Raw genomic sequence first — 12,315 nt, forward strand, 5'->3', positions numbered from 1 at the left:
CCCATATGGACTGCGTGGATAACGGTCGAGAGATCGCAATTATGCGTCATGTAGCCAACGACGGTAATCGTGTCGATGGCGTTGGCGCGCAACCAGTCCTCGAGGTCCGTACCGGTGAAGGCGCTAGGCAAGGTCTTTTCGACGTAATGATCGCGGCTTCGCCTTGATATCTCGGGATGCAATTCGGCGCCGTGGCTGCCTTTGGCGAAAATCGGCGACGTTTCGGGCGCCAGCTGCTTGATGACCACGACCTTGACGCCTGCCTCGGCGGCTGCGTCCATCGCTCGTGCTGCGTTGACGACGCTGTCGCGAAACGGCGGATATTGGATGGCCAGGTTGCCGCCATCATAGTCGTTCTGGATGTCGACGACGATGAGGGCGCGGCGTGGCGCCTTGCCTTTGACTGGTTCAGACACTGAGCTTTCCTTTCCCGTTTGGCTTTGATTGGTCGGAGGATAGGCCTGCTGCCGGATTGCAAAAGTGCCCCAATTGACATTATTCAAAAGGATTGGGACAATTCGGATCTAACCCTTATCGGTGCTCAGCATGGCCGATCCGATCGTTGCCGCCATCGCCTTCGATGGCATCAGTCCGTTCCACCTTTCCGTGCCGTGCCTTGTATTCGGCGAAGACCGCGCCGCGCTCGGCCTGCCGCGCTTCGACTTCCGCATCTGTGCGATCGAAAGCGTGCCTATCCATACCGAAGCAGGATTGACCGTGACTGCGCCGCAAGGGCTTGGCAGCCTCGATGCAGCGGACATCGTGATCGTCCCAAGCTGGCGAGATCTCGAAAATCCCCCACCTGCGGTTCTGGTAGAGGCGCTGCTGCGAGCGCACCGCAACGGCACATTGATTGTCGGACTGTGCCTCGGCACCTTCGCTGTTGCGGCGACCGGACTGCTTTCGGGGCGGCGAGCCGCGACGCACTGGGCCTATACCGAGCAGCTGCAGGCGCTTTATCCCGACATGATCGTCGATCCGGACGTGCTCTACATCGACAATGGCGATGTCATGACATCTGCCGGCGTCGCCGCCGGGCTTGACTGCTGTCTCCACATCGTGCGAGCCCGCTACGGCGCCGAGGCGGCTCTTCGACTTGCCCGGCAGATCGTGCTTTCTCCCCATCGGCAAGGTGGGCAGGCGCAGTTCATAGAACGCCCCATCGCCAGGACCGGCAACGCGGATCGCTTCACACAGGCCCTCGACACGGTGCGCAAAACGCTTGGCGATCTGCACAGTCTGGACAGCGTCGCCGACGCCGCCGGTCTCACCCGCCGGACGTTCACGCGCCGCTTCCAGAAAACGATCGGCACCAGTTTCGGCGACTGGCTGATCGATCAGCGCGTCGCGCTGGCGCAGCGGCTGCTGGAAGCAACGGAAAAATCGATGGACACGGTTGCCTTCGAGGCTGGGTTCGGTAGCGCCACGTCGCTGCGCCAGCACTTCGCGGCACGGCTCAGGACCTCGCCCGCGCAGTACCGGCGCGAATTCTCGAAGAACTCTGATCAGGACGCGCACGCCGCCTCGCGTTGATCCGGATGCTCAGCCGCGCCTGACCGGCCGCGCCGGGTTGCCCACAACCGTGGTGTTTGGCGGCACATTGCGCGTCACCACAGCACCCGCTCCGACAATAGCGCCGGCGCCGATGCTGATCCCAGCGAAGATGACCGCACTGCCGCCGATCCAGGCATTGTCGCCGATCTCGACCGGCTTGGCGATCTCCAGCCCGGCCTGTCGCCCCGCTGCCTCTTTGTGATGCTCGGCGCAGTAGATCTGCACGTTGGGGCCGAGTAGCGTTCCCTTGCCGATGCGGACTGGCGCCGTATCGAGGATGATGCAGCTGGCATTGAGGAAGACGCCGTCGCCGAGAAAGATGTTGAAGCCGTAGGCGCAGTGGAACGGCGCTTCGATCCGGGCGCGCTCGCCCGCAGCGCCGAGCAGCGACTTCAAGGCAGGTCCGACGTCGCCACGTTGCCGGGGCGGCAAGCTGTTGTGTTCGAACACCGCGTCGCGAGCGAGGATGCGCAGCGCCTCCAGCTCTGAGTCGAGGCAAGTATACCACTCGCCCGCGGCCATTTTTATGCGCTCGCTTCCGTTCAAGGCGATGCCCTCCTGTCTTACCTGCTGTTTCAACGTGGTGTCAAAGCACAGTCCATAAAAATCGGGTAACGCAAGATCGCAGGCCTCTGGTCAAATGCCGATCCTATGCTAGCCTGCCCCGGCTGGGCCATCCCAGGCCGTGTGATCGAGGGGGGATCAATCATGCTGTACATCCTTGCACTTCTGATCGGCGTCGTTGCCGGCCTTCGCGCCATGACCGCGCCCGCCGCCGTCGCCTGGGGCGCTTATCTCGGCTGGCTGCCGGTCGCCGTAACCTGGGCTGGTTTCATGGGCCATTGGATCACCGTCGGCATCTTCACCATCCTGGCCGTCGCCGAGCTCGTCACCGACCAGCTGCCGTCGACGCCGAGCCGCAAGGTCCCACAGCAGTTCGGCGCGCGCATCGTCATGGGCGCCTTCACCGGCGCAGTGATCGGCGCGACCGGCGGCGCCACGATCGGCGGCCTGATCGCAGGCGCCATCGGCGCGGTGATCGGCACGCTGGGCGGCGCCGAGCTGCGCAAACGCCTGGCGATCGCTTTCGGCAAGGACCTGCCAGCCGCCCTTATCGAGGACGCGGTGGCGATCATCGGTGGCCTGCTGATCGTGGCGGCGGTGGCATGACGGCAAAGACATTCGACGCCATCATCATCGGCGCCGGACAGGCCGGCCCGTCACTCGCCGGCCGGCTGACGGCGGCCGGCATGAGCGTGGCGCTGATCGAGCGAAAACTGGTTGGCGGCACCTGCGTCAATACCGGCTGCATGCCGACCAAGGCCATGGTGGCAAGCGCCTATGCCGCGCATCTTGCCCGCCGCGCCGCCGACTACGGCGTGACGCTCTCCGGCCCGGTCGGCGTCGACTACAAGGCGATCAAGGCGCGCAAGGACAAGGTGTCGAACGACGCCCGCGGCAACCTCGAAAGCTGGATCGCCGGCATGGACAAATGCACGCTTTATCGCGGCCATGCGCGCTTCGAATCTGCCAATTCCGTGCGTGTCGGCGACGACCTGCTGAGCGCCGAGAAGATATTCCTCAACACCGGCGGCCGCGCCTCGGTGCCCGACCTGCCCGGTGTCAACGACATTTCGTACCTGACCAATTCGTCGATGATGGATCTCGACGAGTTGCCGCGCCATCTCGTCGTCGTCGGCGGCAGCTACGTCTCGCTCGAATTCGCGCAGATGTTCCGCCGTTTTGGATCAGAGGTCACTGTGATCGAAAAGAGCCCGCGGTTGATCGGCCGCGAGGATGAGGATGTCTCAGCCGCCATCCTGTCCATCTTCGAAAACGAAGACATCACGGTCCATCTCGGCGCCGATGACATAGGCTTCGCCAGAAAGGGCAACGAAATTGCCGTGACCTTCTCCGCCGACAAGGCGCCGGCGGTCGGTTCGCATGTGCTGCTGGCGCTGGGCCGAACGCCCAACACCGACGATCTCGGCCTCGACAGAGCCGGCGTCGAGGTCGACAAACGCGGCTTCATTGTCGTTGACGACCAGTTGCGCACCAGCGTGCCCGGCATCTGGGCGATGGGTGACTGCAACGGCAAAGGCGCCTTCACCCACACCTCCTACAATGACTACGAGATCGTCGCCGCCAATCTGCTCGACAACGATCCGCGCAAGGTGAGCGACCGCATCGAGGCCTATGCGCTTTATACCGATCCGCCGCTCGGCCGCTGCGGCATGACGGAGACAGCGGTAAGAAAGTCCGGGCGTCGCGCGCTGGTCGGCCAGCGGCCGATGACCCGCGTCGGCCGCGCCGTCGAGAAAGGCGAGACGCAAGGTTTCATGAGGATCCTGGTCGACGCCGGCACCAAGGAAATCCTCGGCTGTTCGGTGCTCGGCCCCGGCGGCGACGAGGCGATACACTGCGTGCTCGATCTGATGTACGCCAAGGCGCCGGTCAGCACGCTCGCGCGGGCAACCCATATCCACCCCAATGTCTCCGAACTTCTGCCCACCATTGCCCAGGAATTGAAGCCGCTGGCATAGGCCGGGCAGGCGTTTGGAACCAGTAGTGTCCACCGCACGGGAGCCGGCCGAGAGGGTCCTGCGCCCATAGCGCGAAAAGCTGGACCAATCGACAGCGTATCGGCGAAAGGGCATGTGTTCGGCCTCTTTCTTGGAGGAATATCATGCAAAAATCGATCGAGCGCATCGCCGGCGACAGCGAGGGCGTTTCCTATGAATTCCCGGTGTTCCGCTTCGAGGGAGCGGACAAATCGGCATCTTCAGCCTATCTGCAGGCAGCGCTGCATGCCGGCGAACTGCCGGGCGTCGTCGCCATCGACGCGCTGATGCCGATGCTCGGAAAAGCCGAAGCGGAGGGCCGCATCAAGGGCAATATCACCGTCGTACCGCAAGCCAATCCGATCGGCCGCGCCCAGTATCATTTCGGCGAGCATCAGGGCCGCTTCCATCTGGGCACCCGCACCAACTTCAACCGCGGCTTTCCGCTGCTGGCCGCGCCCGACATCTCACTCCTGCCGGACACGACCCGTGGCACCGTCGACCAGCGGCTGAAGATCCGGCTGCTGCAACTTTCCATTGGCCACGACCTCGTGCTCGACCTGCATTGCGACGACGAGGGCCTCGCCTACCTCTATGTCCACACCAGCCTGTGGCCGGCGATGGCGGATTGCGCGGCCGCCATGGGCGTCGACGCGGTGGTGCTGTGGGATGAGGACACCGACGGCACCTTCGAGGGCGCCTCGATCATGCCGTACCAGAACGTTCCCGCCGACGTCGCGCGCCTCGATCGACGCGTCGCCACCACGGTCGAATATCGCGGCATACTCGATGTCGATGGCGCTCTGGCCGCCTCCGATGCGGAAGGGCTGTACCGGCTGCTAGTGGCACGCGGCGTGATCGTGGATCAGACCCTGCCCGAGCCCGGCAGCTTTGCCGGGCCTAATTTTTTCACCGGCATTGTCGCACCGCTCGAAAACGTCGACATGATGCCGGCGCCCCGAGCGGGCGCGGTCCTTTACGAGGTGAAGCCCGGCGACCCTGTGGCAAAAGGCGCACTGCTCGCCACCATCGTCCATGCGCCAGGTGAGCCCGACGGCCGCACGCAAGTGTTCGCACCGCAGTCGGGCATCATCCTGACACGGCGTTCCCGGCGCATCATCCGTGCCGGCGAAGACCTGCTGAAGCTGGTCGGCGACAGGAAGAGCGCCGACGCAAGGTCGGGGACGCTGGAGGACTGACGGCCTATGCCCTTCGCCAAGCGCTTCATTGAATCCAGTTGCGTGGCCGTTCAATCGCCGCTATTGGAATCGCCATGAACATGCGCTCGATCAAGACCGTTTGGTGGTGGGCTCGCTGACAGCGGCCTGTTCGAACGCGTGCGCGTGAAAATAGAAGGTGGCCGCAACGGAATGTCCGGGCGGCCATTTGTTTTTTCAAGCCATGCCCCGGGTCCGTTGCCCCAAGACGCTGAAATAGCCAAGACGCTGATGGAGACGGCAATGACGACGAAAATTCTGGAGAACGGGGCGGAGCGCTTCGTCACGGCGGGTGGCGTGACGATTACCCGCGAGCGCCATGATCGCCCTTACGAAGGCGCGATCGACGCCTATATCGACGGGCTGAATGCGCGCCGTGGCGCCGTGTTTTCCTCGAATTACGAATACCCCGGCCGCTATACGCGCTGGGACACCGCCATCATCGACCCGCCGCTGGTGATCTCGGCGCGCGGCCGCGCCATGCGCATCGAGGCGCTGAACAGCCGTGGCGAGATGCTTCTACCGGTGGTCGGCAAGGCGCTCGGCGGCCTTGACGACCTGACTATCGCCGAGACCTCGAAAAGACTGATCCGCCTCGACGTGGCCAAGCCCGGCCGTGTCTTCACTGAAGAAGAACGCAGCCGCGTTCCCTCCGTCTTCACCGTGTTGCGCACCATAACCGCTCTGTTCAAGACGGAGGAAGACGCCAATCTCGGCCTCTACGGCGCCTTCGGCTACGATCTCGCCTTCCAGTTCGATCCGGTCGACTACAAGCTCGAGCGCCAACAAAGCCAGCGCGACCTTGTGCTGTTCCTGCCCGACGAGATCCTGGTCGTCGATCACTATTCGACCAAGGCGTGGACCGACCGCTACGACTATTCCGGCGACGAGTTTTCGACGGAGGGATTGCCCCGCGACGAGATCGTCGAGCCGTTCAAGACCGCCGACCGCATTCCGCCGCGCGGCGACCATGAGCCGGGCGAATATGCCAATCTGGTGCGCAAGGCGATGGAGAGCTTCAAACGCGGCGACCTGTTCGAGGTGGTGCCCGGCCAGATGTTCTACGAGCGCTGCGAGACACCGCCTTCCGACATTTCACGCAAGCTGAAGACCATCAACCCGTCGCCCTATTCCTTCTTCATCAATCTCGGCGAAGGCGAATACTTGATCGGCGCTTCGCCCGAAATGTTCGTGCGCGTCAACGGCCGCCGTGTCGAGACCTGCCCGATCTCCGGCACGATCAAGCGCGGCGACGACGCCATTTCCGATTCGGAGCAGATCCTGAAATTGCTCAATTCGAAGAAGGACGAATCCGAGCTGACCATGTGCTCGGACGTCGACCGCAACGATAAGTCGCGGGTTTGCGACCCAGGCTCGGTGCGCGTCATCGGCCGCCGCCAGATCGAGATGTATTCGCGGCTGATCCACACCGTCGATCACATCGAGGGGCGGCTGCGCGAAGGCATGGACGCCTTCGACGCGTTCTTGTCGCATGCCTGGGCGGTCACCGTCACCGGCGCGCCGAAATTATGGGCGATGCGCTTCATCGAGCAGAACGAGAAGAGCCCGCGCGCCTGGTATGGCGGGGCGATCGGCATGGTCAATTTCAACGGTGACATGAACACCGGCATGACGCTTCGCACCATCCGCATCAAGGATGGCATCGCCGAGGTGCGCGCCGGCGCCACGCTGCTCTTCGACAGCATTCCCGAGGAAGAAGAAGCCGAAACCGAACTGAAGGCATCCGCCATGATCTCCGCCATCCGCGACGCCAAGTCAGGCAATGCCGCCGACACCGAACGCGCCACCGCGCGCGTCGGCGACGGCGTCAACATCCTGCTGGTCGACCACGAGGACTCCTTCGTCCACACGCTGGCCAACTATTTTCGCCAGACCGGCGCCAATGTATCGACTGTGCGCACACCTGTGCCGGACGAGGTCTTCGACCGGCTGAAACCCAACCTGGTCGTGCTGTCGCCCGGTCCCGGCACGCCGAAGGACTTCGACTGCGCCGCCACCATCAAACGGGCCCGCGCGCGCGACCTGCCGATCTTCGGCGTCTGCCTCGGCCTGCAGGCGTTGGCCGAGGCCTATGGCGGAGAGCTGCGGCAGCTGCACGTGCCAATGCATGGCAAACCGTCGCGCATCCGCGTGTCGAAGCCGGGCATCATCTTTTCCGGCCTGCCCAAGGAGGTGACGGTCGGCCGCTATCACTCGATCTTCGCCGATCCGGTGCGGTTGCCCGATGGTTTCGTCGTCACGGCCGAGACGGAAGAAGGCGTCATCATGGCCTTCGAGCACAGCAAGGAGCCGATCGCCGCGGTGCAGTTCCACCCGGAATCGATCATGACTCTCGGACACAATGCCGGCATGCGCATCATCGAGAACATCGTTGCGCATCTGCCGCGCAAGGCGAAGGAAAAGGCGGCTTAGCTCCGGTTTCGGCGGCCGGAAGCAATCAATGACCGCAATCGATCCGAAAACCGCCAAGCGCAAGGTCGCCAGCCTCGCCTTCTGGTCGATAGTCGTCGCTTTCGTCGTGCTCGGCCTGAAGCTGGCGGCCTGGCACGTCACCGGTTCGGTGGCGCTGTATTCCGACGCGCTGGAATCGATCGTCAACGTCATTGCCTCGGCCGCAGCCTACTGGGCGATCCAGGTCAGCTACAAGCCGGCCGACCAGGATCATCCATTCGGCCATCACAAGGCCGAGTATTTCTCGGCCGTGCTGGAAGGTGTGCTGATCGTTTTGGCAGCCCTGCTGATCCTCAACGAAGTGTGGTGGTCCTTGCGGCATCCCGCCCCACTCGAACAGCCCTGGACCGGCCTCGCCATCAACGGTGTCGCGACAGTGATCAACGCCTTCTGGGCCTTAACGCTGATCCGTGCCGGCCGTGCCGAGAAGTCGCCGGCACTGGTTGCCGACGGCAGGCACATCATGACCGACGTGGCGACCTCCGTCGGCGTGTTCATTGGTCTGGTCGGTGCCGTGCTCACCGGCTGGCAAGTCCTCGATCCCGCTCTTGCCGTCATCGTCGCGCTGAACATCCTGTGGCAGGGCTGGCACGTCATCGGCTCGTCGATGAACGGGCTCATGGACCGCGCCGTCGATACACAGGAGCACATGCACATCCGCGACGTCATTTCGGCCAATTGCAAGGGCGCAATGGAAGTCCACGATCTGAAGACGCGGATTGCCGGCCGCGCCACGTTCATCGAGTTCCACCTGGTCGTCGATGCCGATATGTCGGTGGGCGCCAGCCACGTCATTTGCGACCGCATCGAGGATGCGCTGAAGGCCGAGATCCCCTCGGTGCGCGTCACCATTCATGTCGAGCCCGACGACGAGGCAAAGCTGCCCAAGGGCACGACGGCCGTGCCGTTCGCGTGAGGCGGTTCCGTAGGCCCTCAAAACTTCTCAAGGCGTGCAGGCGGATTGCGGCATCGGCTCCAGCCGGTAGACCTTGTCGTCGGATGCGGTCTCGCCTTCGGCCGTCTTCGAGCATAGGTCGATGATCGGCAGGCTGCTGTTGGGATTGGCCAGCATCATCGTGCCGTTGGCGCCGCGGCGCAGATAAATCTCCTTGGCTGCGATGTCGCAGGAAAAGTCGCTCGTCTTTCCGCTCGCGACACAGCGCCACTGGTCCGCTTCGTCGTCACAACTGTAGCTCTGCGTGACCTCGGTGGCGTTCCGACGCGTGGTTACGGAAACAGCTATGTCGGCGCCGCTTGGCCAGCTTGCCGGATCGCCGCCCTTGGCGAAGGAGGCCAGCTCGATCGGGCCCCGAAAAACCCTGATGGTGTGGGTAAGCTGATCGGGATGCGAGTCGAGATGCGCGGCATCGTAGTCGCGCCCGTAGCAGAACGGCTGGTCCGGTTTCAGCCGCTCACGCAGCGGTGCTCCCAGCGCCGGATCGACCGGATCGATGCGCGCGAATTCGGCCTTGCAGGTCTGCGTCGGCATACGGTCGAGCCGAAAGCCGTCGTCTTCTGTGCCGAGTGCCTGCTTGGCGTATTCCTTTTCACCCAGCTCATCCTCGGCGCCAGCATCGAGATAAAGGTTGCGATGCACGCCGGAGACGATCAGCCGGCCTTTTTCATCAACGTTCAGTAAGGCCATGGTGCGGTCGCATTCCATGCCGCAATGAAGCTCGCTCGACTGCGGATCATCCTTGCCGCACCAACCGCCAACCCACTCGGGTTTCTTGGCGCCGCGCACCGTCGTCGCCATGAAGCCGTTGTAGCCGGACGGACCGCTGCTCGGCTCCTCGTTGGGATGGCTGACCGGATCGCTGCCGTAGTAGAAGAAAATCCGTCCCACCTTCTGGTTCGGATGTACCTTGAGATGCGCGGCATCATAGACACGCCCGAAACAGGCATCCTTGCCGTCCGGGCTGAGTTCGGTGAGCTTAGGCGTATCCTCGGCAAGGGCGGTGCCGGCAACAGCGGCAAGCAAGGCGACACCAAGTCCGGCGCCCACAATGGTATTCGATGTCATCTGCCCCTCCTCGCCCGACAGGACGTGACTTCAATTTATGCTAGGATCGAGGCCGAAGCCACGCAATTTGCGAGGACGGCATTCTGGAGAACGACATGATGCGACGCCGCGATATTTTCCGCTTGAGCCTTGCCGGATCCGCCGGCCTTTTCGGGCTGCGCCCGGTCAAGGCAGCGGCCGTGGAAGGGGAAAGGCAGAAGGTCGCCTATCACCTCAGCGACCTCGACAAGGTCGGGTTCGTTTTGGGCAATATCAAGAACCATTATGAGGGCACCGGCGGCAAGGTCGACATCGTGCTGGTCGTGCATGGCCCGGCACTCGCCGCTTTCAAGTCGAAGAGCGCGTCAGCTGCCATTTCCAGCCGTTTTTCCGGCCTGGTCCGCGACGGGCTGACCTCACATGCCTGCGCCAACACCATGCATGGCATGGGTGTTGCGCTCACCGATCTGCTCGACGGCTTTCATGCCGCCGAGACCGGCGGTGTCGTCAAGCTCGCCGAATTGCAGCGCCAGGGCTACGCCTATTTGCGGCCCTGAACCGCTACTGACTTGAACATGAGGGCGGCGAGGCCCTACGAAGGGTGGGAGAGTCCCGGAGGAATAGACGTGCCAGCCACCATAACCGCCATTGTCACCCCCACCCTGGTCATCCCCGACCTCGCCGGCAAGGCGGTGCTGATCACCGGCGCTTCGACCGGCATCGGGGCGGCACTTGCACTGGCCTACGCCGCGCAGAAATGCCGCGTCGCACTGCATTACAATTCGAGTCGGGCAGCTGCCGAAAACCTGGCCGGGACCATCCGCAACGCAGGCGGCGAGGTATTCCTGATCCAGGGCGATTTCTCGATCTCCGCCGATGTCGAGCGCGTCGTCGAGGACAGCGCGCAACACTTCGGCCGGCTCGATGGCCTGGTCAACAATGCCGGCGGCATGCTTGGCCGCGTACCCTATGCCGAGCAGACCGAGGCGCATTACGACGCGGTGATGGATCTCAACGCCCGCTCCGTGCTGACCGCCTCGCGCAAGGCGATGCCATGGCTGAAGCGCCAGGGCGGCTTCATCGTCAATACCTCGTCGATCGCGGCGCGCAATGGCGCCGGCGGCGGCGCCGGCCTTTATGGCTCGGCCAAGGCCTTCGTCTCCAATGTGACCCGCGGCATGGCCAAGGAACTGATCGGCTTCAACATCCGCGTTAACGCGGTGGCGCCGGGCACCATCGCGACGCCTTTCCATGAGCGCTATTCGACCGAGGAGCACATGAAGGGCATGGTTGCTACCATTCCGCAGGGCCGCGCCGGCACGCCCGAGGACTGCGTCGGCGCCTATCTGTTCCTCTCGTCCGCTCTGTTGAGCGGTTACATCACCGGCCAGGTGATCGAGGTGAATGGTGGCCAGTTGATGCCGTGAGCGGCGACCTGCATGCTTACCGCGGTAGCCAACGGAGAAAACGGCAATGTACGGTCTGATCGGCAAGATGCGGGCGACACGCGGCCAGCGCGACGCAATGATGGATGTCCTGCTTGCCAGCACCGGCGCCATGCCTGGCTGCCTGAGCTACATCATCGCCACCGATCCGGCCGATGCCGACGCGATCTGGGTGACCGAAGTGTGGACCGACCAGGCAAGCCACAAGGCTTCGCTGCAACTGCCGGAAGTCCAGGCGGCGATTGCCAAGGCGCGGCCGATCATCGCCGGCTTCGAATTCCAGATCGAGACCCGGCCCGTAGGCGGCTTCGGCCTGCCGGCCGTCAAAACCGGCTGACGCATTTTTCACCGCCGCGGGGGTTCGCATCTCCCCGCTTCGGGGCTAAGACCGAAAAATGGATTCCCTGCCAGACCAGCCGACCGTCGAACGCATGGCGCGGGTGCCCAAAGTCTGGCAGTGGCTGGCACTGCTGATCTTCTCGATCCTGTTTGCCGGCGCGCTTGAATTCGGCGCCTTGCCGGCAGCGCTGCTGATCGGACCGATGCTGGCGGCGATCCTGGCCGGCACCAACGGCGCCACGGTGCGCGTGCCGCGCCCTTTGTTCGGCGCCGCCCAGGCGATCGTTGGCTGCCTTGTCGCCGCTTCGATCTCCCCTGACATCTTTCCGGTCTTCTACAAGGAATGGCCGCTGTTCCTCGGCACCGTGGTGGCGACCGTTGCGGCGTCCAGCCTGCTCGGCTGGCTGATCAGCCGCTGGCGCATCCTGCCCGGCACCACCGCCGTCTGGGGCTCATCGCCGGGCGCGGCCACCGCCATGGTGCTGATGGCAGGCGCCTTCGGCGCCGATCAGCGCCTCGTCGCCTTCATGCAATATCTGCGCGTCATCTTCGTCTCGGTGACTGCCGCACTTGTTGCAAAGATGTGGGTCGACACATCAGGCATCGAGGTCCCGGCCGTCATCTGGTTCCCGCCGATCGATCCAACAGCCTTTGCCGGGACACTTGGCGTGGCGCTCGTCGGCAGCCTCATCGGAAAGCTGCTCAGGCTGCCGTCACCCTTCTTC

At 63.7% G+C, this 12,315-nt stretch carries 13 protein-coding genes; 10 read left to right on the top strand and 3 right to left on the bottom strand.

All coding sequences use genetic code 11. From position 1 onward, the window contains the following. The coding region (locus tag EOA85_RS13645; RefSeq protein ID WP_127209780.1) for an isochorismatase family protein at positions 1-416 on the bottom strand (416 nt) is incomplete at its 3' end. Between the two features lie 130 nt (positions 417-546). On the opposite strand from EOA85_RS13645, the gene EOA85_RS13650 reads away from it, so the two are divergent. Continuing rightward, positions 547-1,533 (top strand): helix-turn-helix domain-containing protein, encoded by a 987-nt coding sequence (locus tag EOA85_RS13650; protein ID WP_127209781.1) that lies wholly within the window; start codon positions 547-549, stop codon positions 1,531-1,533. 9 nt (positions 1,534-1,542) lie between these two features. On the opposite strand, the gene EOA85_RS13655 is transcribed toward EOA85_RS13650, so the two are convergent. After that, positions 1,543-2,100, bottom strand: a complete 558-nt coding sequence (locus EOA85_RS13655) for a sugar O-acetyltransferase (protein WP_127209782.1) — start codon at positions 2,098-2,100, stop codon at positions 1,543-1,545. Positions 2,101-2,262: 162 nt separating this feature from the next. Between EOA85_RS13655 and EOA85_RS13660 the strand changes: the two genes are divergently transcribed. The 5 genes from EOA85_RS13660 (at position 2,263) to EOA85_RS13680 (ending at position 8,720) form a co-directional block, all read left to right on the top strand. After that, positions 2,263-2,724, top strand: a complete 462-nt coding sequence (locus EOA85_RS13660) for a membrane protein (RefSeq protein WP_029349849.1) — start codon at positions 2,263-2,265, stop codon at positions 2,722-2,724. Beyond that, the gene (locus tag EOA85_RS13665; protein ID WP_095519227.1) at positions 2,721-4,097 is read left to right on the top strand and encodes an FAD-containing oxidoreductase; all 1,377 of its coding nucleotides are present in this window, start codon (positions 2,721-2,723) and stop codon (positions 4,095-4,097) included. Before EOA85_RS13660 ends, EOA85_RS13665 begins: the two co-directional genes overlap by 4 nt. Positions 4,098-4,240: 143 nt before the next feature. After that, positions 4,241-5,314, top strand: a complete 1,074-nt coding sequence (locus tag EOA85_RS13670; RefSeq protein WP_127209783.1) for a succinylglutamate desuccinylase/aspartoacylase family protein — start codon at positions 4,241-4,243, stop codon at positions 5,312-5,314. A 261-nt stretch (positions 5,315-5,575) separates the two neighbouring features. Beyond that, positions 5,576-7,765: an anthranilate synthase gene (locus tag EOA85_RS13675; RefSeq protein WP_127209784.1), complete on the top strand. Its 2,190-nt coding sequence runs from the start codon at positions 5,576-5,578 to the stop codon at positions 7,763-7,765. Positions 7,766-7,793: 28 nt separating this feature from the next. Further along, complete coding sequence (locus EOA85_RS13680) at positions 7,794-8,720, top strand: cation diffusion facilitator family transporter (protein ID WP_127209785.1); 927 nt, start codon at positions 7,794-7,796, stop codon at positions 8,718-8,720. 27 nt (positions 8,721-8,747) lie between these two features. Here EOA85_RS13680 and EOA85_RS13685 read toward each other — a convergent pair whose 3' ends face one another. Beyond that, on the bottom strand, positions 8,748-9,827 hold the full coding sequence (locus tag EOA85_RS13685) for a hypothetical protein (protein WP_127209786.1): 1,080 nt from the start codon (positions 9,825-9,827) through the stop codon (positions 8,748-8,750). 98 nt (positions 9,828-9,925) lie between these two features. Between EOA85_RS13685 and EOA85_RS13690 the strand changes: the two genes are divergently transcribed. The 4 genes from EOA85_RS13690 to EOA85_RS13705 form a co-directional block, all read left to right on the top strand. After that, the gene (locus EOA85_RS13690) at positions 9,926-10,363 is read left to right on the top strand and encodes a DsrE family protein (protein ID WP_127209789.1); all 438 of its coding nucleotides are present in this window, start codon (positions 9,926-9,928) and stop codon (positions 10,361-10,363) included. 69 nt (positions 10,364-10,432) lie between these two features. Continuing rightward, positions 10,433-11,233: an SDR family oxidoreductase gene (locus EOA85_RS13695; protein WP_127209787.1), complete on the top strand. Its 801-nt coding sequence runs from the start codon at positions 10,433-10,435 to the stop codon at positions 11,231-11,233. Between the two features lie 46 nt (positions 11,234-11,279). Further along, positions 11,280-11,588, top strand: coding sequence for a putative quinol monooxygenase (locus EOA85_RS13700; protein WP_127209788.1), 309 nt, complete (start codon positions 11,280-11,282; stop codon positions 11,586-11,588). Positions 11,589-11,646: 58 nt separating this feature from the next. Next, positions 11,647-12,315 (top strand): AbrB family transcriptional regulator (locus tag EOA85_RS13705; protein ID WP_206523297.1); only part of this gene is annotated, 669 nt, incomplete at its 3' end.

It is taken from the genome of Mesorhizobium sp. M5C.F.Ca.IN.020.29.1.1 (assembly GCF_003997375.1).
Taxonomy (GTDB): Bacteria; Pseudomonadota; Alphaproteobacteria; order Rhizobiales; family Rhizobiaceae; genus Mesorhizobium; species Mesorhizobium wenxiniae.